The organism is Pseudomonas sp. Leaf48, assembly GCF_001421885.1.
GTDB lineage: Bacteria > Pseudomonadota > Gammaproteobacteria > Pseudomonadales > Pseudomonadaceae > Aquipseudomonas.
This window is the reverse complement of sequence record NZ_LMLH01000028.1, coordinates 506,556-531,776: the sequence shown is the minus strand read 5'-3', so window position 1 is coordinate 531,776 and position 25,221 is coordinate 506,556. Positions and strand designations below refer to the sequence as shown.

Below are 25,221 nucleotides of genomic sequence, written 5' to 3'. Positions count from 1 at the left end.
TCATCGGTTCGTTGTCTGGCGCAGCAGCATGGTGCCACCGCGCTGGGTAAATTCAAGTTTGTTCAGTGCGCTCATGCCGAGCAGCACCTGGTCGCCATGCAACCCTGGAGCCACCAGAGCGCGCACATCGTGCAGCACTATGTCGCCCAGTTGCAGGCGTTCAATACGCGTGCGATAGCCCTCGCTCAAGCCGTTGGCCGTGCTGAGGGTCACGCCGAAGCCTTGCTCCAGCTTCAATCGTTCGGCCAGCCCGGCCGGGATCGATACATCGGTCGCCCCGGTGTCGAGCAGGAAACTCACGGGCTGGCCGTTGATCTGGCCGCTGGCGACGAAATGACCCTGAGCATTGCTGACCAGTTTCACTTCGATGAATCCTTCGCCCTGCTGCGAGCTGACCACCACATTCGGGTTTTGCTGACGCTCTTCCCACTGACCGAAAAATCGCGTTGCCAGAAATAACGCGGCACACCACGCCAGCACCATCAACACCCGACCGGCGCGCTTGCCTGGGGTTTGCTGGCTCAAGGCTGGGCGCTCCAGCCACCGTCGGGCGCGGCAAAACGCCAGACCACCGGACGGTTTTCGCCATCGGCGCGAGTACCGTTGTTGTTATCGACACCGATCCAGGCGCCATCGGCATCCACCACCAACGCTTCTTCCAACCCATAGTTCTGAGAATAACGAAGGTTATCGTGCAATAGCTCATCAGCGTACGACCAGCACCGCTCGACTTCGGCGGTCTGCGGATCACGCCGGCAAATCTTGTAGTTATTGCGCTCCAGAGTGAACAACTTGCCACTGAACAGGGACACATCGGAAAAGTCCCGGGACACGGCTTTGGCCTTGGGAAATTGCGCTGGCTGCATTTCCCTGCCGGCTTCGCTCAACAACACGCAGCCACCCTCGCAGTCCCACACGGTCTGTTTGCGCTTGATCAGCAGCAACCCACGGCCCTGGCGCTCGGCGGCGAGCCACAACTGGTCACCCGCCGGATTGATCGCCAAGCCCTCGAAAATCGAATTGAATTGCAACAACAAGCCCCTGGCCCGCGCTTCACGAACCATTGTGGGTGAAATCTTAAGCCAGCTCGCCGGTCCGCTCGGAGGAATTTGCAACACAGCCGCGTGGCCCTCGCTGACCACGTAGCGATTGCCGGCGCTGTCGCAGGTGATTCCCTCGTAGTCCAGATCGCCGCCACGCACGAACGAAGCCGCCCAAACACGGGACTTCAACCCCCACGGCAGGCCGCTGTCAGGTACCGCAGGCACTTCAATGTGCACGGTTTCGGCCTGCCAGACGTGCTCGCGGGTATCCAGGCGGTAGATCTGATTGTCATCACGATCAGAAACTGTCCACAGCTCATTACCGCACTGGGCCAACCCCGACAGGTTGCCGCCGCGCATGCCGTCAACGGCATGCCCGGACAACAGGCGCAACTGCGGCACCGGCTCGGCGGACGCCGTGAACGATGTCAGAAGCAGTGCGCAAGCCAGGGCAAAGCCCAGACGCATCAGCCCAGAACCTCTGCCAGGTTGCCCTTCGATTCCAGCCAGTTCTTGCGATCGCCGGCGCGTTTCTTCGCCAGCAGCATGTCCATGATTTCCGAGGTCGCCTCGAAATCATCCAATGTCAGCTGCACCAGGCGCCGGGTGTTCGGATCCATGGTGGTTTCACGCAACTGTGGCGGGTTCATCTCACCCAGGCCTTTGAATCGGGTGACCTGCGGCTTGCCGCGTTTCTTCTCGGCCACCAGGCGATCGAGAATGCCATCGCGCTCGGCCTCGTCGAGGGCGTAGTAAATCTCTTTGCCGAGGTCGATGCGGTACAGGGGCGGCATGGCGACATAGACGTGACCGGCATCCACCAACGGGCGGAAATGCTGGACGAACAGGGCGCACAGCAAGGTTGCGATGTGCAGGCCGTCGGAGTCGGCGTCGGCGAGGATGCAGATTTTGCCGTAACGCAGCTGGCTCATGTCCGCCGCGCCCGGGTCAACGCCGATGGCAACGGCGATGTTGTGCACTTCCTGACTGGCCAGCACTTCACTGCCGTCGACTTCCCAGGTGTTCAGAATCTTGCCGCGCAACGGCAGGATCGCCTGAAACTCTTTGTCCCGCGCCTGCTTGGCCGAGCCACCGGCGGAGTCACCTTCGACCAGGAACAGCTCCGAACGCATTGGATCCTGTCCCGCACAGTCGGCCAGCTTGCCCGGCAGCGCCGGCCCTTGGGTGATGCGCTTGCGTTCGACCTTTTTGCTGGCCTTCAGGCGACGACCGGCGTTGTTGATCGCCAGTTCCGCCAGGAGCATGCCGGTTTCCGGATGGGCGTTGAGCCACAGGCTGAAGGCATCCTTGACCACACCGGAAACGAACGCCGCCGCCTCACGGGACGACAGGCGTTCCTTGGTCTGACCGGAAAATTGCGGCTCCTGCATTTTCATCGACAGCACGAACGCAATACGTTCCCAGACGTCTTCCGGTGCGAGTTTCACCCCACGCGGCAGGAGGCTGCGGAATTCGCAGAATTCGCGCATGGCATCGAGCAAGCCCTGGCGCAAACCATTGACGTGGGTACCGCCCTGAGCTGTCGGAATCAGGTTGACGTAGCTTTCCTGCACCGCATCGCCGCCTTCGGGCAGCCACAGCAGCGCCCAGTCAACGGCTTCTTTATTACCGGCCAGGCTGCCGCAGAACGGCTCGTCCGGCAGGCGTTCGAACTCGCTGACCGCGTCGACCAGATAGGAACGCAGTCCGTCTTCGTAATGCCACTCGACTTTCTCGCCGCTGGCCTTGTCCTCAAAACTGACCAGCAGCCCCGGGCACAGTACCGCCTTGGCCTTGAGCACATGCTTGAGGCGGCTGATGGAGAATTTCGGTGAGTCAAAGTATTTCGGGTCCGGCGCAAAGAACACGCTGGTACCGGTATTGCGTTTACCGACGGTGCCGATTACTTCCAGCTCGGTTTTCTTGAAACCGTCGGCGAAGGTCATCTGATATTCATTGCCGTCACGCTTTACGCGTACCCGAACCTCGGTCGACAAGGCGTTGACCACGGAAATACCCACCCCGTGCAAACCGCCGGAGAACTGGTAGTTCTTGTTGGAAAACTTGCCACCGGCATGAAGCTTGGTGAGGATCAGCTCGACGCCCGACACACCTTCTTCGGGGTGAATGTCCACCGGCATGCCACGGCCGTCATCGCTGACTTCCAGGGAATGGTCGGCATGCAGGATGACCTGTACAGACCTTGCATGCCCGGCCAGGGCTTCGTCGACACTGTTGTCGATGACTTCCTGGGCGAGGTGGTTCGGCCGACTGGTGTCGGTATACATGCCGGGGCGTTTGCGCACCGGGTCGAGGCCCGAGAGGACTTCGATGGCGTCTGCGTTATAAGAGCTAGCGCTGGGAGTGGCCATGGGGTCTCGTCGTCAGTGTTCGGTGAAAAAAGAATTCATGGGGCTATCGCTCACAATGCGGTGAAATCGATTGCCTGATACAAATCGGTGCCAATGCCGGCAAAACTCAACATGGCCGGCAGTTGCGTGGCAAAACCCTGGAAACTGTGGTCGCCGCCGGCCTGGATACGCAAGGCGCATGCCCGGTAATACTGTTGGGCGAGGCGATAGTCCAGCGTTTCGTCAGCTGTCTGCAACCATACCTGAAAACGCTGCGGATCCTGGGGCGCCGGCACTTCCAGTTCGGCCAGGGCGGTCACATGGTCGTGGGTCAGCTCCCAGGCTTCATCGGTATACAGGTTTTTCTGCGTTCCCAGAAACCCGTCGAACATCCGGTGCGGACTGACGGCAGGGTTGATCAACAGGGCTTTCAAGCCATGGCGCTCGGCCAGGTGAGTGGCATAGTAGCCGCCGAGCGAGCTGCCTACCAGCAGTGGCCGACCCAGCTCGGCAATCGCCTGTTCCAGCTGACCGATGGCCTCGCGCGGGTGGTGATGCAAGGCCGGAACGCGAAGTTGATTGCTCAGGCCCAGGCGCTCCATCACGACCATCAACTGGGTGGCCTTCTTTGAGGCAGGCGCACTGTTGAAACCGTGGATATATAGGATCGAACCGGACATTTGAGCTCCCTGTGCGTCGGGTAAAGAGGCAGAGTTTACAGGGAGTCTGGGGAATCGGGGATATCCATAGAGTTCATGGCGCCTGTGTAGACGCCTTCGCGAGCAAGCCCGCTCCCACAGGGGATTTGTGACCGACGCAAGTGCAGTGTGGGAGCGGGGCCACGCCCCGGTTTACCTGAAAATAAACAGTCAGTAGCCGTTGGAGCCGTAATCCACGGTGAAATCAAACCCGGTGACGCGCTCCACACCGGTCTTCAGCCCACCATCGGGCAACAACCGCAACCACCGATACCCCGGCGCCTGATCACTCACTTTGAAATCGTCGCTACCCGGCTCGAACTGGATGCAAGTCGAGGGCGAGGCGAGAAAACGCACACCGTTGCGCATTTGATCGATCTCCTGATGCACATGCCCCCACAACACCGCACGTACCTGCGCAAATCGGTCCAGCACCGCAAACAGCGCTTCGGGATTGCGCAAACCGATCGGTTCCATCCATGCGCAACCGATCGACACCGGGTGATGATGGAAACACACCAAGTGATGCCGCTCCGGCGCTTCGCTCAATGACCTGGCCAGCAACTGCAATTGCTCGTCCTGCAAATATCCGGGCACCGAACCCGGCACAGCCGAATCAAGCAGCGTGACTCGCCAGTTGCCGATATCCACCACCGGCTCCAGCAAACCGCTCTGCACCGCTGCCTGGGCCATGATCTGCGGCTCATCGTGATTGCCGGGGATCCAGCGCGCCGGCGCAGCAAGCTGGCGGGTCAGGTCGCGAAACTGCTGGTAGGACTCCAGCGTGCCATCCTGGGAAAGGTCGCCACTGGCAATGATCAGATCAATTCGCGGCTGCTGCGCGCGCACCAGTTCGATGACCTTTTGCAGGCTGTCACGGGTGTTCATGCCCAGCAGTGTTTCGTGCGTCTCGGCAAACAGATGGCTGTCGGAGAGTTGCACCAGCAACGCCGCATCGGCGGTGGTCAATGTCGATACGCTCGGCAAGACGTTCTCCCAGGGTGTGATCACGGGAATGGAGGGTTGGCGCAATTATGCTGGGGGACGAACGAAAGGGGAAACCTGTGAACCTGACGCAGTTCACAACTGCAGCGCTCGATTAACGTACTACTTCGTACTCATGGCCCAATGCCAGGCAATGACTCAGCCACTCGCCCAGGAACATGTTCAACTGGGCTTTTTCGTCTGGCTGGTGCATCGAGGCGTTCGGGTAAGGATAGATGCCACGAAAGCGCCGTGCATGTTCGGCGCTGACCACTTCAGCCATGCAGGCATCATGATAGACCTGCACTTCCAGTTGCGGCACCGGCAGCCAGGGCAGGCTGTGTTCCTGGCGCACTTGCAGGGTCGTGGTGTAAGGGCACACCTGCAGCACCTCCAGCGCCAGCACACCAAGCATCTGCTCGCCATGGGTCACGGCGATGCGCCGCGCGGCGGGCTCGCTGCGCATGTCCGGCAGCAGTCGCATCAGGCGCGCGTAGTTCGCTTCGCAGGATGCTTGCAGCCCCACCAGATCCACCCGATAGCGATCGCGCAGCTTGTTTACAACCATAACCCCCTCACTTCAGCGCGGTTCAAAGCCAGCCATTGCAAGGCAATGATGCTCGCCGCGTTGGCAATATGCCCGTCGCGTACGGCCTGCAGGGCATCTTCGAAGGCCCAGACCGTGACGCGGATATCTTCTGCCTCTTCCTCCAGCCCATGCAGGCCGCCAACCCCGGTTGTTTCGCAACGCCCCAGGTACAGATGCACGAATTCGTTGCTGCCGCCGGGCGATGGAAAATATTTGGTCATCGGCCACAGCGCGCTGATTTCCAGCCCAGCTTCCTCCTGCGCTTCGCGGTGAGCAACTGCTTCCGGCACTTCATCCTTGTCGATCAGACCAGCGACCAGTTCGACCAGCCAAGGATTGTCAGTCTTGCCCAGGGCGCCGACGCGAAACTGCTCGATCAACACCACTTCGTCGCGCTGCGGGTCATAAGGCAGCATGCATACCGCATCATGGCGCACGAACAGTTCGCGACTGATTTCCCGGCTCATGCCCCCTGCGAACAATTCGTGACGCAAGTGCACGCGGTCGAGCTTGTAGAAGCCCTCGAAGCACTTCTCGCGCCGTACGATATCAACGGCGGTCGGAATGGCGGTGGTGAAATCGGTCATGGCAATCCTCGTTCCTGCAAATCCTTTACGAGGTTCCTTTTTTCCTGGAGCCTCGACTTCGCGCCATCCTAACGCGCCGGTGGCGTTTGATGCAGCCCCTTTGCCGTCAGCGGGATGGACGGTGAAGACGAAACCCACTCTAATTAGCTTAGTGGCGAACTGATTGCTTCGTTGAGAGTCGAAGCGGATAACTTTTTGCCTTCCCCTGTTTCAGAAAGGACGCCCATGTCACTTTTCAAAATTGTCTCTGTGGCCGCCATCGCCCTGACCCTGGGCGCTTGCCAGAGCCTGTTTCAGCCCAATTACCGTGCGCCGCTGGAAACCACCCGCGACGCTTCCGAACAGCTCAAAACTGGTTGCACCAACCAGGATTGCCCACTGGTCAACATCGACACCCTGCACTTCCCGGACGAGCCACAGCTTGACGGCATCATCGAAAAACGCCTGCTGCAGATGACCCGCACTTCGCCTGACGCACCAGTGGCACCGACCCTGGCGGCTTATCGCGAACAGTTTTTGCGCAGTGCCGGCCCGGGCAACAGCATCTACTTGCAGGCCAAGGTACGCGAGCAACATGACGGCCTGGTGATCATCGAGTTGTCCAGTTACCTGGATACTGGCGGTGCCCATGGCACGCCGGGTCGCGGTTTCATCAACTATTCGCGCCAGCAGCATAAAGTGCTGACCTTGTCCGACATGCTGGTGCCGGGGCAGGAAGAGGCATTCTGGAAAGCGGCACAGGTGGCGCACAACAGCTGGCTGATCAGCACCAAGCTCGATCAGGAACCGGAGTTCGTGAAGAGCTGGCCGTTCCAGAAAACCCAGAACGTGGCGCTGACCTATGGCGGGGTGATCCTCAAGTACGAAACCAGCAGCATCGCGCCTTACGCGCTGGGCCATGTCGAACTGAAGATCCCCTACCCACGCCTGAACGGCATCATCAAACCCGAGCTGTTTCCCGGCCGTAACTGAAAGCCCGGCCCAGCACCAGTTGCAACAGCCCTGCCAGGACCAGCGCCGGCAGGGTTGCACCAACGTCCGGATAGAGATTGGCCAACAGGTGATAGGTGCTGACTCCGCCCAGCCAGGCCAGTAGCGCCGGCCAGCGCAAGGCAGCTGACGCTACCTGGGCGCTGCGCTTGCGCAGGATGAAGTGATCCACCAGCACCACGCCAAACAGCGGCGCAAACACCGAACCGATCAGCAGCAGGAAGTTCTGGTACTGGGCCAATGGCGCCAGCAAGGCGATCAAGGTGCAGATCACGCCGATGGCCAGGGCCAGATGCTCGACCTTCAGGCGCAACAGAAAGCCGCTGGACACTGCCGCCGAGTGAATGTCGGCAAAGGCGTTTTCCGACTCGTCCAGCAGAATCAGCAGCAGCGGAATCCCCAGGCCGGCACCCGCCAGCGCCAACAGCAGTGCATTGACTTCACCGCTCGGCGCGAACGCCAGGGTGTAGGCCACGCCCAGGCTCATCAGCCAGAAGTTACCGATAAAGAAGCCGATGGCGGTGCCGCCAAAAACGTTTTTCGCCCGCTTGCCGAAGCGCGAGTAGTCGGCAATCAGCGGTAGCCACGACAGCGGCATGGCGATGGCGATGTCGAAGCCCACGGCAAATGGCATCGAGCCGTCACCGGCCTGGGCCCACAATGCTGCCAGATCGGCCTTGGCGAACAGGTTCCAGGTCAGCCAGATGCACGCAGCCAACAGCAGCCAGATGCCCCACTTGCGCAGGACTTTGCGCACGAAGGTCAATGGCCCACTGACTGCCAGCAGGGTTGCCAGGGCACCGAAAAACAGGGTCCACAGCAGCGGGCTCGCCCAGGGGGAGCCTTCGCTGAATGCACGGGTACCGAGCAGACTGGCGGCGTCGCGCATGACGATGATTTCGAACGCCCCCCAACCGATCAGTTGCAGCAAATTCAGCACAGCCGGCAGGCTCGCGCCTTTGGCACCGAGGCTGAGTTTGAGCGCGGCCATCGACGACAGACCGGTGTCGGAACCGATCACGCCCACCGCTGCCAGCAGCAGAACGCCGACCAGCGTACCAAGGAAGATTGCCAGCAACGAGCCGGACAGGCCCAGGCCTGGCGCCAACAGGGCGCCGGTCTGCAACACCATCAGGCCGATGCCGAGGGAGAACCACAGGGAAAACAGATCGCGGCCGCCGAACACACGTTTGTCGGTCGGCACGGCGATGTCAGGGGAGTAAGTGCTGGGTTGAATGCTCAAGGGTGTTATCTCAGAGGGATAAGTGTGTCATTGAGTAATTCGGTGCCTGTTCCAACGCCTTCGCGAGCAAGCCCGCTCCCACATTGATCTCGGTCGTACACAAAATTTGTGTTCACAGGAGATCCAGTGTGGGAGCGGGCTTGCTCGCGAAGACGGCAGCGCAGGCGCCGTCAATCACAGGTCAGATCAAACTTTCTGGTACAGCTGACTGCCTTCCTGCTTGAAGCGCTCGGCCTGTTCGGCCATGCCTTGGGCGACGTCGACGTCCAGCGCTTCGATCCGCTGGTTGGCCGCATACTCGCGGACTTCCTGGGTGATCTTCATCGAGCAGAATTTCGGCCCGCACATGGAACAGAAGTGCGCGACCTTGGCCGAATCCTTCGGCAACGTCTCGTCGTGATACGAACGAGCGGTGTCCGGATCCAGGCCCAGGTTGAACTGGTCTTCCCAGCGGAACTCGAAACGCGCCTTGCTCAAGGCATTGTCGCGGATCTGCGCACCCGGATGCCCCTTCGCCAGATCGGCTGCGTGCGCGGCGATCTTGTAGGTGATGATCCCGGTCTTCACGTCATCCTTGTTCGGCAGGCCCAGGTGTTCCTTCGGCGTCACGTAGCAGAGCATGGCGCAACCGAACCAGCCGATCATCGCCGCGCCGATACCGGAGGTGATGTGGTCGTAGCCCGGCGCGATGTCGGTGGTCAGCGGGCCGAGGGTGTAGAACGGCGCCTCGTCGCAGCATTCGAGCTGCTTGTCCATGTTCTCTTTGATCAATTGCATCGGCACGTGGCCAGGACCTTCGATCATGCACTGCACGTCGTGTTTCCAGGCGATCTTGGTCAGCTCGCCGAGGGTTTCCAGTTCGCCGAACTGTGCTTCATCGTTGGCGTCGGCGATAGAGCCCGGACGCAGGCCATCACCCAGCGAGAAGCTGACGTCGTAGGCCTTCATGATTTCGCAGATGTCTTCGAAATGGGTATAGAGGAAGTTCTCTTTGTGGTGTGCCAGGCACCACTTGGCCATGATCGAACCGCCACGGGAAACGATGCCGGTCACGCGCTTGGCGGTCATCGGCACGTAGCGCAGCAAGACGCCGGCGTGGATGGTGAAGTAGTCGACGCCCTGCTCGGCCTGTTCGATCAGCGTGTCGCGGAACAGCTCCCAGGTCAGGTCTTCGGCCACGCCGCCGACTTTTTCCAAGGCCTGATAAATCGGTACGGTACCGATCGGCACCGGCGAGTTACGGATGATCCACTCGCGGGTTTCGTGAATGTGTTTGCCGGTGGACAAGTCCATGACCGTGTCCGAACCCCAGCGAATGCCCCAAGTCAGCTTCGCCACTTCTTCTTCAATGGACGAACCCAAGGCGCTGTTGCCGATGTTGCCGTTGATCTTCACCAGGAAGTTGCGGCCGATGATCATCGGTTCCAGTTCGGTGTGGTTGATGTTGGCCGGAATGATCGCGCGGCCGCGGGCGATCTCGTCACGGACGAATTCGGGGGTGATGATCTTCGGCACGCTGGCGCCGAAGCTGTGACCGGCGTGTTGCTGGTCCAGCAGGCCGGCGGCGCGGGCCACCTCCAGCTTCATGTTTTCGCGGATGGCGACGTATTCCATCTCGGCGGTGATGATGCCTTTGCGCGCGTAGTGCATCTGGCTGACGTTGGCGCCCGCCTTGGCGCGACGCGGGTTGTTGACGTGGGCAAAACGCAGCTTGGTCAGCTCTGGATCGGCAAGGCGTTCCTGGCCGAAGTTCGAGCTCAGGCCGCTCAAACGCTCGGTGTCGCCACGGGATTCGATCCACGGCGAACGTACATCCGCCAGGCCTTTGCGCACGTCGATGATGACATTGGGATCGGTGTAAGGGCCGGAGGTGTCATAGACCACGACCGGTGCATTGACCTCGCCGCCGAAGTCGGTCGGCGTCACGTCGAGGCTGATTTCGCGCATCGGCACGAGAATGTCCGGGCGAGTGCCCTGAACATGGATTTTTTGCGAGCGGGTAAACGGCTGCACCGATTGTTGATCGACCTTGGCCGAGTCACTCAGGTTGGTAGCGATTTTTGCTTTTGTAGTCATCACGGGCTCTCCAGACAGCATCCAGGCAGTGGAATTTTGTCGGAGCGAACCTGTAAACGAATGGACGCACGGGCGCTGGAAAACCAGCTGTGCTGTGCTCAGTGCTCGAGGGGTGTTCGATTGTCGAACAACATCCCGGACGAAGCACAAGAGGACTCGCCGGGTGACGAGAAATCTTGTTCCCTACGCAGGCGCTAACCTGATCAGGTTCAACGGGATCCGAAATTATTCGATCTCAGCCTCATAGCAAGGCACCCCGACAAGAACCCGGCCAGTCTAGACACAACTGGCAAAGAACGCCAACTCCGCTATAACCACCACGATGAATGGCGTAATAACACGCATAGACAGGATTGTTGCCGCCCCGCTGCACAACTACACTCGCTACGCCGGACGGCGCATTGACGCTGAACGAGCCGCGCCTTAGCCTTGGCGCTCAAATTACCTGTGTAATATCAAATCTAGGGAACGCCTATGCTGCGCAAACTCTCACTGGCCCTTGCCGTGTCTTGTGCGTCCAACGGAATGGCCTGGGCAGCAGAAGCGCCCTTATCGAACAAGACAGACCTGGTCAGCGTGTACCAGGAGGCCGTGAACAACAACTCCGACCTGGCTGCCGCCGTCGCCCAATACGGCGCGCAAAAAGAAGTGGTGCCGCAGGCCCGCGCCGGACTTCTGCCCAATCTTTCCGGTGGTGCGGACGTGGCCAACGTGCGCACCTCGATCGACCAGCCTTCGGCAACGGCTAACCGCAATGCCAATTCGTATCAGGCGACCCTGGCGCAGCCGCTGTTCCGGGCCGATCGCTGGTTCCAGTTCCAGGCTGCCAAGGATGTGAACGAACAGGCCGCTCTGCAGCTCTCGGCAACTGAGCAAAACCTGATCCTGCAGACCGCCGACAGCTACTTCAACGTGCTGCGTAGCCAGGACACCCTGGCCTCGACCAAGGCCGAAGAAGCCGCGTTCAAACGTCAACTCGATCAGTCCAACGAGCGTTTCGATGTCGGCCTCTCGGACAAGACCGACGTACTCAATTCCCAGGCCAGCTACGACACCGCGCGCGCCAACCGCATCGTCGCGCAGCGCCAGGTGGATGACGCGTTCGAAGCCTTGGTCACCCTGACCAACCGTCGGTACAACTCGATCCAGGGCATCAGCCATAACTTGCCGATCCTGCCGCCCGCGCCGAACGACGCCAAAGCCTGGGTCGAAACGGCAGCCAGGCAGAACCTCAATCTGCTGGCCAGCAATTATGCTGTCAGCGCCGCCGAGGAAACGCTCAAGCAGCGCAAGGCCGGGCACCTGCCAACCCTGGACGCAGTAGCCAAGTACGAAAAAGGTGATAACGACGCCCTGGGTTTCAGCAACCCCAATAATCTTCCCCAGGCTTACAGCGGCGACGTCGAGCAAACGACCGTGGGCCTGCAATTGAATATCCCGATCTACAGCGGCGGCCTGACCACCTCCCAGGTGCGCCAATCCTATGCGCAACTGAACCAGACCGAGCAGCAGCGTGAATCCCTGCGTCGTCAAATCGTCGAAAACACCCGCGACCTGCACCGCGCCGTGAACACCGACGTCGAGCAAGTGCAGGCGCGCAAGCAGTCGATCATCTCCAACCAGAGCGCAGTGGAAGCGACCGAGATCGGTTACCAGGTGGGTACGCGCAACATCGTCGACGTCCTGGATGCGCAGCGCCAGCTGTACACCTCGGTGCGCGACTACAACAACACCCGCTACAACTACATCCTGGACAACCTGCGCCTGAAGCAGCAGGCAGGCACGTTGAACCCTGGGGATCTGCAGGACCTGGCTCGCTGGCTCAACCCCAACTACAACCCGGACAAGGACTTCCTGCCGCCGGACCTGGCCAAGGCTGCGGCCGAGCAACTGAAGGCAAGACCGGAGCAATAAAAAGCAAAAGATCGCAGCCTCCGGCAGCTCCCTGCAGGAGCTGTCGAGTGAAACAAGGCTGCGATCTTTTCAATTCAAGCAACACGGTCTAACGGTCGATCAACCGCCCCAACCCATCCAGCAACCGCTGCAACGCACCCTGATTGCTGCGCATTACATTCAACCCTGCCTCAGCCATCCGCTGCGCATCCCGCGGCAACTCGAACAACCGCTGCACCGCCAGCGCCAGTCCTTCGGCATCCTCTACTTCCTGTAACGCCCCGGCACTACGTAACTGCGCGGAGATTTCGAGAAAATTGAACAAGTGCGGCCCGCTCAAAACCGGCTTGGCCAAGGCGGCCGGCTCCAGCAGGTTATGCCCGCCGTTGGGCACCAGGCTGCCGCCGACGAACGCGCTGTCGGCCAAAGCGTAGAGAAACAGCAGCTCGCCCATGGTGTCGCCCAACAGCACCGCAGTGCCTGCCTCTACTGCGTCGCCGCTGGAGCGACGCACCGTGGCAAAGCCTTGCTGCCGGCACAGGGCGTGAACCGAATTGAAGCGCTCCGGATGACGCGGCACCAGTATCAGCAGAGCGTCGGGATGATTGGCCAGCAACTGCCGATGGGCCGCCAACACCACTTCATCTTCACCGTCGTGGGTACTGGCGGCGATCCACACCGGACGCTCCTGGGCCTGCCATTGCTGGCGCAGTTCGCTGGCGCGCACCAGCAGTTGCGGGTCAATGGTCAGGTCGAATTTGATCGAGCCGGTCACTTGCACCGTCTCCGGGCGCGCACCCAACTCAAGAAAGCGCTGGGCCTCGGCTTCGGTCTGTACCGCGAACAGGCTCATCTCGGCGAGCATCGGCTGGGTCAATTTGCGAAACCGGCCGTAGCCTTTGGCCGATCGCTCGGACAGGCGCGCATTGGCCAACGCCACGGGAATCCCGCGCCTGGCGCATTGATGAATATGGTTGGGCCACAATTCGGTTTCCATGATCACCGCCAGCTTCGGCTGGACCCGGTCCAGGAAACGTTTGGCCGCGCACGGCAGGTCGTATGGGAGATAGCAGTGCTGGATACGCGGCTCATTGGCGAACAACGCCAGGATGCGTTCCGAACCGGTCGGAGTCATGCAGGTCACGGTGATCGGCAACGTTGGATAACGTTGCAGCAAGGCGCGGATCATCGGCGCGGCGGCAATGCTTTCTCCCACCGACACCGCGTGCACCCAGATGCCGCCCGGTTGCATCGCCGGCATCCCATAGGAAAAGCGCTCGCCGATGCGCCTGGCGTACGCCGGCGCCTTGCGCGAGCGCAACCATAGCCGAATCGCTACCAGTGGCAGCCCCAGATAAAACAGCGCGGTGTAGAGAGTTCTATTCATGGCGGCGGAGTTTATCGGCTTTTCACGCCAATCGCCTGCAAGTGCACGGCAAAACGTTCGGCGAGCCAGCGCGCGGCCGGGCCCAGCGGTTCGTCGCGACGCCAGACCAGTTCCACCACAAGGGCCGGCGGGGTCCATTCGCTGACCAGTTCGACCATCTGATTCTGGTACGTCGGGTACTGCACCACATGGCGTGGCAACCAGGCCCAGCCGAGGCCCCGCACCAGCCATTCGGCCATCACGTAGAAACTGTCGGCACGCCAGACCTGCGGACTGGCCGGCTCACTGCCGGGATAGACGCTGGACTGGGTGGACATCAACAACTGACGATGCTGCGCCAGCGCCTGGCAATTCACGTGGGTCTGCTTCGCCAATGGATGATCGACGCCGCAAACCGTGACCATTTCCACACTACCGAGCACCCGCCGCTCCAGCGCTTCAGGAATCTGGTCGTGAAAAAACAGCAAACCCAGATCGGCGCGACGCTCCACCAGCTTACGCGCCACTTCCCCTTGCGCGGCGCTGGTCAACTGCACTTCCAGACTGGGAAACTGCTCGGCCAGCGCTTCAAAACTTTCGATGATCGGCTGATAAGGCATCGCCTCGTCCTGGGCCAACCGCAGCAATGCCTCCTGCCCGCGCATCATCGCCAGCGCCCGGCCGTTGAGACGCTCGCACTGGCGCAGCACTTCCCGTGCCTCTTCCAGCAACGCGTTGCCGGCCTCGGTGAGCTTAGGCTGGCGCCCGCTGCTGCGGTCGAACAGACTCACACCCAGGTCTTCTTCCAGCAGCGCGATCGAACTGCTGACCGCCGATTGCGCCTTGCGCTGATCCCGCGCCACGGCGGAAAACGAGCGCTGCTCCGCTACGCTGACGAACAGGCGCAGTTGTTCCAGATTCCACTGCATGCTAAACCCATCTTCAAAACAGATAGGTAATGACTTTACCGCATCTGGCCAGACTCTAGAATGCCGACCTCAGAGAGCAACACTTCACACGAGGATTGACCCATGACCGCTTACTACTACCTGGCCATTGCCATCTGCGCCGAAGTGATTGCCACTGTTTCCATGAAAGCGGTCAAAGGCTTCAGCACTCCGCTGCCGCTGCTGCTGGTGATCGTCGGCTACGGCATTGCCTTCTGGATGCTGACCCTGGTGGTGCGCAGCGTCCCGGTAGGCGTGGCATACGCGGTGTGGGCCGGCATGGGCATCGTGATGGTCAGCGTCGCGGCACTGTTTATCTACGGGCAGAAGCTGGACGTACCGGCGATGCTGGGGATGGCGTTGATTGTGCTGGGCGTTGTGGTCATCCAGCTCTTCTCCAAAACTGCCGGGCACTGAAGACGCATTAAGCTCCATTGTGGGAGCGGGCTTGCTCGCGAAGGCGCAAAGCCAGCCAACTTCCATTCTGAATGACACACCGCCTTCGCGAGCAAGCCCGCTCCCACAGGATTTGCGTCCACCCTATTGATCACCAACAAATCGACTCTTCTTCGAGTCTGTATACTGCGTCCTCGTCTTGAACACTGAGGTCGCCGAATGCCATCCGTTATTTCCACCGACGTTCTGATTGTCGGCGCTGGTGTCGCCGGCCTCTGGCTGAATGCGCGCCTGCGCCGCCAGGGTTATTCGACCGTACTGGTGGAAAGCGCCAGCCTTGGCGGCGGGCAGAGCCTGAAGTCCCAGGGCATTATCCATGGCGGTGCCAAGTACGCGCTGCACGGTGCCCTGACCGGCGCCTCGGAAGCCATCGCCGACATGCCGCGCCGCTGGCGTGAAGCCTTGGCCGGCGACGGCGAGCTGGACCTGTCCGGCGTGCGCCTGTTGTCCGAAGCTCATTACCTGTGGTCGCCCGGTACCCTCGCCGGCAACCTCACCAGTTTTTTCGCCAGCAAGGCCGTGCGCGGTCGCGTCGATCAGGTCAAGGGCGAACAACTGCCGCCGGCCCTGCAAGACAAGCGCTTCAAGGGCAAGGTCTATCGCCTCGCGGAGCTGGTGATCGATGTTCCGAGCCTGATCCAGCGCCTTGCCGACCTGGCGGGTGACGGCTTGCTCGCCGGGCACAAGATCGAACCGATTCGGGAAAACGGCGATCTGGTCGGACTGAAGGTTGATGAGCGAGAAATCCGTGCCCAACGCATCGTCCTCAGCGCCGGCGCCGGCACCGCCGACTTGCTGGCGGCATTGGGCATTGACCAGCCAGCCATGCAGCGCCGACCGCTGCACATGATCATCGCCAAGGGCCCGGGCCTGAAGCCGCTGTACGCCCACTGCCTGGGCGGGGGCACCAAACCGCGCCTGACCGTGACCACCCACCCGGCCGCCGATGGCCAGTGGGTCTGGTACTTGGGCGGTGACATCGCCGAAGCCGAAGGTGTGGCCCGTGAACCCGCCACACAAATTGCCACGGCGCACAAAGAGCTCGGTCAGTTGCTGCCGTGGATCGACCTGAGCACCGCGCGATGGGCGACCCTGCGCGTCGACCGTGCAGAGCCGCTGCAGTCGGGGCTGGTCCGCCCGGACAACGCATTCCTCGCCGAGCAGGATCGACTGCTGGTCGGCTGGCCGACCAAACTGGCGCTGGCACCTGATTTCGCCGACCGGGTCATCGCCAGCCTGACCCGCGACGGTATCCAGCCAGGCCATCCGGCGCCACTGCCGGAACTGCCGAAACCGCCGATGGGCGTTCCAGCCTGGGAGCAATTGTTGCCATGAGCCAGCCGACCCTGCACGATTTGCATCGCCCCTTGGGCAGCACCGGCCTGCTGGTATCGCCCCTTGGCCTGGGCACGGTGAAGCTGGGCCGCGATCAAGGGGTGAAGTACCCCAACGGTTTCAAGATCCCCGACGACGACGAAGCGCGCATGTTGCTCAAACTGACACGCGACCTTGGCATCAACCTGATCGATACCGCTCCAGCCTACGGCCGCAGCGAAGAACGCCTCGGCCCGTTGCTGCGCGGCCAGCGTCATGAATGGGTGATTGTCAGCAAGGTCGGCGAGGAGTTTGCCGACGGTCTGTCGCGCCACGATTTCAGCGCCGCACATACGCGCATGTCGGTAGAACGTAGCCTGCAACGTCTGGAAACAGACTTCATCGATCTGGTGCTGGTGCACTCCGACGGTGACGACCTGGCAATCCTCAATGACTGCGAGGTCTACGGGACGCTCGCCGAGTTGAAGGCCGAGGGCAAGATCCGTGGCTTCGGTTTCTCCGGCAAAACCGTCGATGGCGGTTTGAAAGCACTGGAGCAAGGTGACTGTGCGATGGTCACCTACAATCTGAACGAACAGAACGAGAAAGCCGTCATTGACTATGCTGCTGCACACGGCAAAGCCATTCTGGTGAAAAAAGCCCTAGCCAGCGGTCACGTTTGCCTGAGCCCGGGCGTTGATCCGGTGCGCGCCAGTTTCGAGTTGTTGTTTGAACATCCCGGTGTTGCCAGTGCTATTGTCGGCACCATCAATCCGTTGCACCTCGCCCACAATGTCGCGACCGTTGCCCAGGTCCTACGTAGCAACTGACGCCGCCCACGCGGCCTTAAGCAGGAGCCGACATGCCGCGTACGCTCATAAGAAAGAACCCGAGCAACTTCAAGACCCTGCCGTTATTCGTCGAAGCGACCCCCGAAGGCCTGACTTACCAAAGCGTCGGCAGGCCGCTGAACTTCACTCAGACCCTGCAACGTCGTCGCCCGGTGACGGTCAGTGACAGCGAGCGTTTTGCCCTGGAACTGGCCAACCTCGGCGTCTCGGTGCGCTTGACGCTGCATTGGCAGAATCGCGATTACTGGGTGCTGGTTCGCCAGCGTCGTCAGGACCGCGGCGACGTGGTGCTCAAGTTGATCTCCGGCTATGTACCGGCCCACGAGCTGAACCTGCCGTTGCACACAGCGATCCAGGAAATTGCCGAAGAGTGCCTGCTGGAAACCCCCGAAGGCTGGCTCGGTGGACGCTTCAACGACACCTGGCTGCCGGCACCCTACTCCACGGCCCTGCATTACCGTGAAGCCCTGCCGTTTCGGTTGACGCCACTGTCCGGCTCGGCGCGACCGGTGCGTTGCGCGAATCTGCAACTGATTGAGCGGCCCCGGGCCTACGTTCATTTGCCGACGGCGTCGCTGCAACTGATCTACGACTTGCGCCTGGAAGTGCCCAAGGAAGCCAAATCCTTGAGCCTGTTCCATGTCGACGAAAGGCTGGAAGGCGATCAACTCGTCGCCCGCCTCGACCGCAAGCGCCCGGACCTGTACCTGATGCCTTTGCAGGACGGTCACCCGATGGCCGAGCTCTATACCTTGAAAAAGGATCAGTTGTACCCGGCGAGCACCCGCGGGCTGTACCTGGCCGAGAGCTTTGCCCGGCAGGAAGGCTGGCTGGTGCGCGATGAGCGGATTCGCTGGAAGGACTGGGTACGGCAGCAGGGGTTGACGCCGCCTGGGAAGGACTCTGGCCTGGCGCGCTTGCGCGGAAAAGCCAAACAGCTGCTGAAGAAAATGGTGCCGCGCAAGGCCACACGATAGAAAAGGCACAAGGGGGAACCAGTGAAAAAGAGGTTCCCGTGGTGAAGAGGATTTCTGTGGCGAGGGGGCTTGCCCCCGTTTGAGCGCGAAGCGCTCACAAGATTTTGAGGCGTCAGAGATTTTGGGGGGCTGCTTCGCAGCCCAACGGGGGCAAGCCCCCTCGCCACAGCAAGCCCCCTCGACACAGAAAGCCCCATAGCCACAGAGCCCCCCTAGACACAGTAGGCCCCTTGCCACAGCAAGCTCTCATCACCGTCAGTTATTGCGGATCTTCTCGACGATCGCCGTGGTTGAGCTGTTTGCCACAAGCCCCAACACTTTCACGGTGCCACCGTAAGCAGTCACGATATCCGCGCCAACCACCTGGTCGATGCCATAGTCACCACCCTTGACCAGCACATCAGGCTTGACCTCGCGCAGCAGGTTTTCCGGTGTGCCCTCAGGGAAGCTGATCACCCAGTCCACCGCTCCCAGACCCGCCAGCACCGCCATGCGCCGGTCGACACTGTTGATCGGACGACCCGGCCCCTTCAAGCGGCTGACCGAGGCATCGTCGTTGATCGCCACGATCAGGCGATCACCCTGGGCTCGCGCCTGCTCGAGATAGGTCACATGGCCGGCGTGCAGGATGTCGAAGCAACCGTTGGTGAAGACGATCCGCTCGTTATGCGCCCGGGCATCGGCAACCGCCAGCAGGAGTTGCTCCAGGCCCAGCACCCCGCGCTCGGACCCTTCTTCACGTTGAATCGCCCGACGCAGTTCCGGCGCGCTGATGGCCGCCGTACCGAGTTTGCCGACCACGATACCCGCTGCAAGATTGGCCAGGGCCACGGCGTGGGGCAGTTCCTCTCCGGCGGCAATCGCCGCTGCCAGGGTAGAAATAACCGTATCGCCGGCACCGGTCACGTCGAACACTTCACGGGCACGGGCCGGCAGGTGCAACGCAGGGTGATCAGGGCGCAACAGGGTCATGCCATGCTCGCCACGGGTCACCAGCAAGGCACCGAGGTCCAGGTCGTGCATCAATTGCGCGCCCTTGTTCACCAGCTCGTGCTCATCGGCGCAACCACCGACGATGGTTTCGAATTCGTTGAGGTTAGGCGTAATCAGGCTCGCACCACGGTAAATCGAGAAATCCTTGCCCTTGGGATCGGCCAGCACCGGAATGCCACGGGCACGGGCGGCCTGGATCAGCGCCTGGTGGTTTCTCAGCGCGCCTTTGCCGTAGTCGGACAGCACCAGCACCTTGATGCCTTCGAGCAGTTCGTCGACCTGCGCTGCCAATGCCAGGGCATCGGTGGCGAAGGGTTCTTCGAAGTCGATACGCAGCAGTTGCTGGTGCCGGCTCATGACCCGCAGCTTGACGATGGTCGGCTGATGCGCAATGCGCTGGAACAACGCCCGCACGCCCGCGCCCTCAAGGCTGTTGGCCAGGCTGTTGGCGGCTTCATCGTCGCCGGTCACGCCGACCAGCGAGGCCGGTGCGCCGAGGGCGGCAATGTTCAAGGCTACGTTGGCGGCACCGCCCGGGCGGTCCTCGATGTGATCGACCTTGACCACAGGCACCGGCGCCTCAGGGGAAATCCGTGAGGTACCACCATGCCAGTAACGGTCGAGCATGACATCGCCGACTACCAAGACAGGGGCTTGATCGAATCGCGGCATCGACAACTTCATGGAGCAACCCACATACAGAATGAACAGGGGCGCGATATTAACACAGGGTTGGCGTCGGCTTGTGCGACGGCTGCAACCTGATGATTCAGAAAGGGTGAGCCCGGCCCACCCTCTTGTCGCAGGTCAGGCGATGTCTTGCGCCGGGGCATCTAGGCCCATCGCATTCAGGCGGGCGTAGTAGCCGTTCTGCGCCAGCAGTTGGGCATGGGTGCCCCGCTCGACAATTTTCCCCTGATCCATGACCAGGATCAGATCGGCCTTCTCGATGGTGGACAAGCGGTGAGCGATCACCAGTGTGGTACGCCCCTTCATGACCTGATCCAGCGCGGCCTGAATATGCCGCTCGGACTCGGTATCGAGCGCCGACGTCGCCTCGTCAAGGATCAGCAACGGGGCGTTCTTCAATAGCGCGCGGGCAATCGCCAGACGCTGGCGCTGGCCACCGGACAGCAGCACACCATTTTCCCCGACCTGGGTATCCAGGCCTTGGGGCAATTGCGCGATGAAGTCCATCGCGTAAGCGTCCCTGGCGGCTTTCTCGATGTCTTCTCGGGGGGCGCCGGCCAGATCGCCATAGGCGATGTTGTTGGCCACGGTGTCACTGAACAGGGTCACATGCTGGGTTACCTGAGCGATGTGCTTGCGCAGGTTCAACAGTTTGTACTGCTCGACTTCAACACCATCGATGAGGATTTCGCCTTTATCGTGATGATAGAAACGCGGAATGAGGTTGGCCAGGGTGGATTTTCCGCTGCCCGAACGCCCCACCAGCGCCACCATCTGCCCAGGCTCGACCGAGAAGCTGATGTCATCGAGCACCAGGCGCTCGGTTTCGGGATAAGTGAAGCTGAGATTGCGCACATCCAGACGACCGCTGACCACGTCGCGCTCGACTGTGCCGGTGTCGACCTCAGGCTCGACGTCCAGTTGCTCGAAGATGCTTTCGGCACCGGCCACGCCTTTCTGGATGGTCGAGCTGACTTCGGACAATTGACGGATCGGCTTGGGCAACAGACCGGCCAGGGTAATGTAGGCCACCATGTCACCGGCAGAAGCGTCACCGCGCAGGAACAGGACCAGGAACATCAGCACAGCCATGGCGGTGTAGATCACCAGTTGCAACAGTGGCGTGTAAATGGCGCCGGTACGGGTCATGCGCAGCTGTTTGTCGGTGTTTCCCTGGCTGGCGTTGTAGAAGCGTTTTTCTTCGTAGGTTTCGCCACCGAAGCTGCGCACCACGCGATAACCCTGGATGGTTTCCGAGGCCACGTGCGTTACGTCACCCATGGCCAACTGGATTTTCTTGCTCTGTTTGCGGAATTTTTTGCTCGCCGTACGCACCATGAGAGCGATCAGCGGCAGGATGGCGACCATGACCAGCGTCAGGCGCCAGTTCATGTACAGCAGCGAGGCGAACAGGAAGACCACCGTCATGCCTTCACGAATAACGACCTTGATCGCATCTGTGGCCGCCCCCGTGACCATTGTCACGTTGAAGGTGATACGTGAAATCAGGTGCCCCGAGTTATGCTTGTCGAAATACCGGTTAGGCAGCACCAACAGGTTGTTGAATAGCTGAACCCGCAGATCATGGACTAGCCCAAGGGAAACCTTGGCCAGAAAATAGTTTCCCAGATAGGATCCAAGACCTTGCCAGGCTGCGATGAGAATGATCAGCAACGGCACAGCCTGCAACAATTGCAGGTCACGCAGGTAGGGCACGCTTGGAAACAGCACGGCCTCGGGATTGGACAGACCGTCTACGAAGTACTTGAGAATGTAGCCCAGCATTGGCTGCGTCGAAGCGAAAATCAGAAAACCGACGATGCTGATCAGAAACAGACTGATATATGGCCGGACGTAGCCGAGCAGACGGAAGTAGATTTTCAAGCTTGAAGGGCTTGCGGAGAGACTGGAGTCGGTCATATCACGCGATTGTCGATGAAAAGGACGCTGACTTTAGCACAGCTTCCCCGGGTCTCTGGCAATCGCATAAAGACGGTGTATTGTGGCGCGTCAAATATTCATCGATTGCTCCCTGGCCGGGCAGGGCTGCTCAATTTCAGGAATAAGTCTCTCAGCATGCAATTAAGCGGATTGAACACTACATCCAATCGAGTTTTCGATTTCATTTGCCTGTGGATCCTTCCACTCGGATATTTCCTGTTGCTCTGCGCCATGTTTTTTCTGCCGGGGCGCAGCGTGCACCACAAACTGTATTATGGCCTGTTCAGCATTCCGGCATTCGTTACCCTGTGCCTGCGCCCGGGCATCTGTAAAGAACTGCTGAAGGATCCGATCATCATTGCGGTACTGCTGTTTTTGGGATGGGCATTGCTCAGCTTGTCCTGGAGCCCGGTTGATGACGTTCCCGCCAGTCAGCTCAAACCCGCCTTGCATACCTTTCTGCTTTTCGTCGGCTGCGCGCTGATGGTGCGCTATCGCAGCGAAATCATTGCCCCCCTGCTGTTCTGCGCCGCGACCGTGGCAGTGGTCGCCTCAGCCTACAACCTCTACAGGTTTGGCCAGATCTACGAACCGGAGATGCGTCTGATCGGTGTCGGCGCCTTTGATAACCCACTGCTCAGCTCCCATGTCTTCGGTTTTTTCTGCGCCTACTGGCTAAGCCTGAGCATGACTTGCAAGCGCCTGCAGGTACTTTGGTTGAGCCTCCCTGCGACGGCGATCTTGCTCGCCGCGGTGATCGCAACCGGCTCCAGAACTCCTCTGGCAGCGCTGTCGATAGCCGCCCTGTGGCTGTGCTTTGTCTGCTGGAATCGGCGCTCCGTCGTGATGCTGGCGTCCGTGCTCACTACCGGAGCGGTCGTTTTCACGTTTTTTTCGCAGCAAATCATTGAAAGAGGCAGCTCATTTCGCTTCGAACTCTGGCAACTGACCCTGGACAAGATTGCCGACCATCCGTGGATCGGGCATGGCTATAACGCCCCACTGTCACTCGATCCGGGTATCGGTTATACCCTGCAAGAACCCCATAATTTTGCCCTCGGAGTACTTTACGCCGTGGGTATCATCGGCTTGCTGCCATGGCTATTCTTCCACATTCGCAGCTTTATCAGCTGCTGGACCCATCGCCTGCAACCGCTGTTCATCATCGCCTCAACGTGGCTGGCCTTTGGTATCGGTGCCGGTTTGACTGAAGGCGGCGGCATTATCTCGCGTCCCAAGGAACACTGGTTCCTGCTGTGGATTCCACTGGCACTGATCGTAGCATTGAGCATCAATCAGCGGGCCAGACGCCTCCTGGACATGCCAGTCAAGACAATGACAAAGGGCTCCTTGCAGCAACTGACTGCCGATGCCCGGGTTATTGAAGAGGATGGCTTGGGCCCGAAAGTCCTGCGCCTGGCTGACGGCAGCTTCCTCAAATTGTTTCGCCGCCGCCGCTGGTACACCTCGGGGAGTTTTAACCCTTACTCTGAACGGTTCGCCGTCAACAGTGTGCAATTGCGCAGCATGGGTATTCCCACCCCGCACATCCTTGACCTCTATCGCCTCGAAGACGGCCATACCGCAGTGCACTACTCGCCGCTGCCTGGCAATACGCTGCGCCAGGTCCTGCAAGGCATCACAGCCCCGGCAGTGCGCCAGGCGCTGGTGGAGCGTTTCGGCAAGTTCATGGCGCAATTGCATCAGCAAGGCGTCTACTTCCGCTCCCTGCACCTGGGCAACGTACTGGTGCTCGAAGACGGTGAGTTCGGCCTGATCGATATAGCCGACATGCGTATTTATCCTTCGTCACTGAGCGCTGCGCTGCGTCGCCGCAATCTGCGCCACATGCAGCGGTATGCCGAGGATCGGCGCTGGTTGTTCGAGGATCATTTCGACGCGCTGCTCCAGGGGTACGCCGCGACAGCATCGGAGTCCGACGTGGCCAATTTGCACAGGCAAGTGCTGGCCGGCCCTCCCCCGGCCCGGACTCACTGATGACAGAAACCAACCCGCTGATTGCCCTGACGGCCTATCTGCTCGCGATCGCCACGGCTGCGCTGATGATACGCACCGTGCCAGCGTTCGCCCGACAGCTGGATCACTCTGGCGAAAGCCGCTATGCCGGCATTGATGGCCTGCGTGGCTATCTGGCATTCGGCGTGTTTGTGCACCACTCCATCATCACCTGGATATTCCTGCGCACCGGTGTGTTCGACTTGCCGCCGAACAACCTCTACGCCCAGCTCGGCCAGGGCTGCGTCGCACTGTTCTTCATGATTACCGGCTTCCTGTTCTGGGACCGGCTGCTCACCCACGGGCGGCAGCACGACTGGCTGGCCTTTGCCGTATCGCGGGTGTTTCGCCTCTATCCGCTCTACCTGCCGCTGATGCTGGCAGTGTTCGTGACGGTGTTCTATGTGCAGAACTGGGAGCTGAAGGAACCTGTCGGCCGGATCATTGCCCAGACTCTGGCTTGGCTGGTGTTCGACCGACCTGACGTCAATCAATACCCCCAGACCGGCATGCTGATCTCGAACGTCACCTGGACACTGGGATACGAGGTGTTCTTCTACCTGTCACTGCCGCTGGCGGGCATGGTGTTCATCTATCGCGGTAGCTGGGCGCAGACGGTGCTTTGCCTGATCGGTATCTATGCACTTTATCAGCTGGTGGGCTGGGAGCACTCGCTGAAGAAACACTACCTGACAGGCTTTCTCGGCGGCATCGCGGCTGCGTACTGGATTCGCCGGCCGCAATTGCTGGCCTGGGGCAAGTCGCCAATGGCAGGAATCATCGCCCTGGTGGCGCTGGCCATTGCATTTACGGCATTCAACCGCGCTTTCCGCTTGGGCCCGCTGCTGCTGTTGACCGTATTTTTTACTATCGTGGCATCCGGCAATCTATTGTTTGGCGTCTTGAAGCCACGCAGCATCCGCTGGTTGGGAGAAATCAGTTACAGCACCTACCTGCTGCATGGTTTCGTGCTCTGGGTTCTGGTACAGCGCCTGCCGCCATTGTTGCACCTGGATGCGCGGGAAACCTGGACTTTCCTGCCCTTGATGGCGCTGTGCAGCTTCCTGCTGATCGTCATCAGCAGCCTGACCTACGTCTACATCGAGAAACCAGGCATCACGGCAGGCAAGAAAACCCTGCAGTGGATACGACACAACAGGAAGACCCGCAAAGAGTTCTCGGACGAAGTTGCTTGATAACCTTGAGCAACGCCCCG

Annotated in this window: 21 protein-coding genes and 1 riboswitch; of the genes, 8 read left to right on the top strand and 13 right to left on the bottom strand. The window is 60.5% G+C overall.

Annotation, left to right across the window (positions count from 1 at the left end; genetic code table 11):
• The 7 genes from ASE98_RS18235 to ASE98_RS18205 form a co-directional block, all read right to left on the bottom strand.
• Positions 1-525 carry a retropepsin-like aspartic protease family protein gene (locus ASE98_RS18235; protein ID WP_060542722.1) on the bottom strand — a complete coding sequence of 175 codons (525 nt, stop codon included), beginning with the start codon at positions 523-525 and terminating at the stop codon, positions 1-3.
• Positions 522-1,511: an esterase-like activity of phytase family protein gene (locus tag ASE98_RS18230; RefSeq protein ID WP_060542721.1), complete on the bottom strand. Its 990-nt coding sequence runs from the start codon at positions 1,509-1,511 to the stop codon at positions 522-524. Before ASE98_RS18230 ends, ASE98_RS18235 begins: the two co-directional genes overlap by 4 nt.
• A complete protein-coding gene (parE, locus tag ASE98_RS18225; protein ID WP_060542720.1) occupies positions 1,511-3,415 on the bottom strand; it encodes a DNA topoisomerase IV subunit B in 1,905 nt (634 codons plus the stop codon). Before parE ends, ASE98_RS18230 begins: the two co-directional genes overlap by 1 nt.
• Positions 3,416-3,465: 50 nt before the next feature.
• Positions 3,466-4,074, bottom strand: a complete 609-nt coding sequence (locus ASE98_RS18220) for a YqiA/YcfP family alpha/beta fold hydrolase (protein WP_060542719.1) — start codon at positions 4,072-4,074, stop codon at positions 3,466-3,468.
• A gap of 189 nt (positions 4,075-4,263) precedes the next feature.
• Positions 4,264-5,079 (bottom strand): 3',5'-cyclic-AMP phosphodiesterase, encoded by an 816-nt coding sequence (cpdA, locus tag ASE98_RS18215; protein WP_060542718.1) that lies wholly within the window; start codon positions 5,077-5,079, stop codon positions 4,264-4,266.
• Positions 5,080-5,191: 112 nt separating this feature from the next.
• On the bottom strand, positions 5,192-5,644 hold the full coding sequence (locus ASE98_RS18210; protein ID WP_034148716.1) for a DUF1249 domain-containing protein: 453 nt from the start codon (positions 5,642-5,644) through the stop codon (positions 5,192-5,194).
• Positions 5,635-6,252 carry an NUDIX domain-containing protein gene (locus tag ASE98_RS18205; protein WP_060542717.1) on the bottom strand — a complete coding sequence of 206 codons (618 nt, stop codon included), beginning with the start codon at positions 6,250-6,252 and terminating at the stop codon, positions 5,635-5,637. The genes ASE98_RS18210 and ASE98_RS18205 overlap by 10 nt, the downstream gene beginning before the upstream one ends.
• Before the next feature lie 225 nt (positions 6,253-6,477).
• Between ASE98_RS18205 and ASE98_RS18200 the strand changes: the two genes are divergently transcribed.
• The gene (locus ASE98_RS18200; protein WP_060542716.1) at positions 6,478-7,224 is read left to right on the top strand and encodes an RsiV family protein; all 747 of its coding nucleotides are present in this window, start codon (positions 6,478-6,480) and stop codon (positions 7,222-7,224) included.
• Here ASE98_RS18200 and cytX read toward each other — a convergent pair.
• Together cytX and thiC are read right to left on the bottom strand one after the other, a co-directional pair.
• Positions 7,193-8,485, bottom strand: a complete 1,293-nt coding sequence (gene cytX, locus ASE98_RS18195) for a putative hydroxymethylpyrimidine transporter CytX (RefSeq protein ID WP_060542715.1) — start codon at positions 8,483-8,485, stop codon at positions 7,193-7,195. The genes ASE98_RS18200 and cytX overlap by 32 nt on opposite strands.
• Before the next feature lie 186 nt (positions 8,486-8,671).
• Positions 8,672-10,561, bottom strand: coding sequence for a phosphomethylpyrimidine synthase ThiC (thiC, locus tag ASE98_RS18190; protein ID WP_060542714.1), 1,890 nt, complete (start codon positions 10,559-10,561; stop codon positions 8,672-8,674).
• Between the two features lie 163 nt (positions 10,562-10,724).
• Positions 10,725-10,830, bottom strand: a riboswitch (TPP riboswitch).
• A 205-nt stretch (positions 10,831-11,035) separates the two neighbouring features.
• Between thiC and ASE98_RS18185 the strand changes: the two genes are divergently transcribed.
• Complete coding sequence (locus ASE98_RS18185; RefSeq protein WP_060542713.1) at positions 11,036-12,475, top strand: TolC family outer membrane protein; 1,440 nt, start codon at positions 11,036-11,038, stop codon at positions 12,473-12,475.
• Between the two features lie 88 nt (positions 12,476-12,563).
• Here the strand turns inward: ASE98_RS18185 and waaA are convergent, their stop codons facing one another.
• Together waaA and ASE98_RS18175 are read right to left on the bottom strand one after the other, a co-directional pair.
• Positions 12,564-13,841, bottom strand: coding sequence for a lipid IV(A) 3-deoxy-D-manno-octulosonic acid transferase (gene waaA, locus ASE98_RS18180; RefSeq protein ID WP_060542712.1), 1,278 nt, complete (start codon positions 13,839-13,841; stop codon positions 12,564-12,566).
• Positions 13,842-13,852: 11 nt separating this feature from the next.
• Entirely contained in the window at positions 13,853-14,749 is an 897-nt protein-coding gene (locus ASE98_RS18175) for a LysR family transcriptional regulator (protein WP_060542711.1), read from the bottom strand.
• A gap of 102 nt (positions 14,750-14,851) precedes the next feature.
• On the opposite strand from ASE98_RS18175, the gene ASE98_RS18170 reads away from it, so the two are divergent.
• The 4 genes from ASE98_RS18170 to ASE98_RS18155 all read left to right on the top strand — a co-directional run bounded on the left by ASE98_RS18170 (position 14,852) and on the right by ASE98_RS18155 (position 18,365).
• A complete protein-coding gene (locus ASE98_RS18170) occupies positions 14,852-15,184 on the top strand; it encodes a DMT family transporter (RefSeq protein WP_008004867.1) in 333 nt (110 codons plus the stop codon).
• Between the two features lie 198 nt (positions 15,185-15,382).
• Positions 15,383-16,558, top strand: coding sequence for an NAD(P)/FAD-dependent oxidoreductase (locus ASE98_RS18165; RefSeq protein ID WP_060542710.1), 1,176 nt, complete (start codon positions 15,383-15,385; stop codon positions 16,556-16,558).
• Entirely contained in the window at positions 16,555-17,367 is an 813-nt protein-coding gene (locus tag ASE98_RS18160; RefSeq protein WP_060542709.1) for an aldo/keto reductase, read from the top strand. The genes ASE98_RS18165 and ASE98_RS18160 overlap by 4 nt, the downstream gene beginning before the upstream one ends.
• 32 nt (positions 17,368-17,399) lie before the next feature.
• Complete coding sequence (locus tag ASE98_RS18155) at positions 17,400-18,365, top strand: hypothetical protein (RefSeq protein WP_060542708.1); 966 nt, start codon at positions 17,400-17,402, stop codon at positions 18,363-18,365.
• A 255-nt stretch (positions 18,366-18,620) separates the two neighbouring features.
• Here ASE98_RS18155 and hldE read toward each other — a convergent pair whose 3' ends face one another.
• Both hldE and msbA read right to left on the bottom strand, forming a co-directional pair.
• Positions 18,621-20,042, bottom strand: a complete 1,422-nt coding sequence (gene hldE, locus ASE98_RS18150) for a bifunctional D-glycero-beta-D-manno-heptose-7-phosphate kinase/D-glycero-beta-D-manno-heptose 1-phosphate adenylyltransferase HldE (protein ID WP_060542707.1) — start codon at positions 20,040-20,042, stop codon at positions 18,621-18,623.
• Between the two features lie 123 nt (positions 20,043-20,165).
• A complete protein-coding gene (msbA, locus tag ASE98_RS18145; RefSeq protein WP_060542706.1) occupies positions 20,166-21,968 on the bottom strand; it encodes a lipid A export permease/ATP-binding protein MsbA in 1,803 nt (600 codons plus the stop codon).
• Between the two features lie 156 nt (positions 21,969-22,124).
• On the opposite strand from msbA, the gene ASE98_RS18140 reads away from it, so the two are divergent.
• Both ASE98_RS18140 and ASE98_RS18135 read left to right on the top strand, forming a co-directional pair.
• Positions 22,125-23,987: an O-antigen ligase family protein gene (locus ASE98_RS18140; protein WP_060542705.1), complete on the top strand. Its 1,863-nt coding sequence runs from the start codon at positions 22,125-22,127 to the stop codon at positions 23,985-23,987.
• Entirely contained in the window at positions 23,987-25,201 is a 1,215-nt protein-coding gene (locus ASE98_RS18135; RefSeq protein WP_060542704.1) for an acyltransferase family protein, read from the top strand. Before ASE98_RS18140 ends, ASE98_RS18135 begins: the two co-directional genes overlap by 1 nt.
• The last annotated feature ends 20 nt before the right edge of the window (positions 25,202-25,221 follow it).

Bases quoted from the DNA above. Each gene is read 5' to 3' on its own strand.
- ASE98_RS18230 (WP_060542721.1), bottom strand. From the start codon at position 1,511: ATGCGTCTGGGCTTTGCCCTGGCTTGCGCACTGCTTCTGACATCGTTC.
- parE (WP_060542720.1), bottom strand. From the start codon at position 3,415: ATGGCCACTCCCAGCGCTAGCTCTTATAACGCAGACGCCATCGAAGTC.
- ASE98_RS18220 (WP_060542719.1), bottom strand. From the start codon at position 4,074: ATGTCCGGTTCGATCCTATATATCCACGGTTTCAACAGTGCGCCTGCC.
- ASE98_RS18210 (WP_034148716.1), bottom strand. From the start codon at position 5,644: ATGGTTGTAAACAAGCTGCGCGATCGCTATCGGGTGGATCTGGTGGGG.
- ASE98_RS18205 (WP_060542717.1), bottom strand. From the start codon at position 6,252: ATGACCGATTTCACCACCGCCATTCCGACCGCCGTTGATATCGTACGG.
- ASE98_RS18200 (WP_060542716.1), top strand. From the start codon at position 6,478: ATGTCACTTTTCAAAATTGTCTCTGTGGCCGCCATCGCCCTGACCCTG.
- thiC (WP_060542714.1), bottom strand. From the start codon at position 10,561: ATGACTACAAAAGCAAAAATCGCTACCAACCTGAGTGACTCGGCCAAG.
- ASE98_RS18185 (WP_060542713.1), top strand. From the start codon at position 11,036: ATGCTGCGCAAACTCTCACTGGCCCTTGCCGTGTCTTGTGCGTCCAAC.
- waaA (WP_060542712.1), bottom strand. From the start codon at position 13,841: ATGAATAGAACTCTCTACACCGCGCTGTTTTATCTGGGGCTGCCACTG.
- ASE98_RS18175 (WP_060542711.1), bottom strand. From the start codon at position 14,749: ATGCAGTGGAATCTGGAACAACTGCGCCTGTTCGTCAGCGTAGCGGAG.
- ASE98_RS18170 (WP_008004867.1), top strand. From the start codon at position 14,852: ATGACCGCTTACTACTACCTGGCCATTGCCATCTGCGCCGAAGTGATT.
- ASE98_RS18165 (WP_060542710.1), top strand. From the start codon at position 15,383: ATGCCATCCGTTATTTCCACCGACGTTCTGATTGTCGGCGCTGGTGTC.
- ASE98_RS18160 (WP_060542709.1), top strand. From the start codon at position 16,555: ATGAGCCAGCCGACCCTGCACGATTTGCATCGCCCCTTGGGCAGCACC.
- ASE98_RS18155 (WP_060542708.1), top strand. From the start codon at position 17,400: ATGCCGCGTACGCTCATAAGAAAGAACCCGAGCAACTTCAAGACCCTG.
- hldE (WP_060542707.1), bottom strand. From the start codon at position 20,042: ATGAAGTTGTCGATGCCGCGATTCGATCAAGCCCCTGTCTTGGTAGTC.
- msbA (WP_060542706.1), bottom strand. From the start codon at position 21,968: ATGACCGACTCCAGTCTCTCCGCAAGCCCTTCAAGCTTGAAAATCTAC.
- ASE98_RS18140 (WP_060542705.1), top strand. From the start codon at position 22,125: ATGCAATTAAGCGGATTGAACACTACATCCAATCGAGTTTTCGATTTC.
- ASE98_RS18135 (WP_060542704.1), top strand. From the start codon at position 23,987: ATGACAGAAACCAACCCGCTGATTGCCCTGACGGCCTATCTGCTCGCG.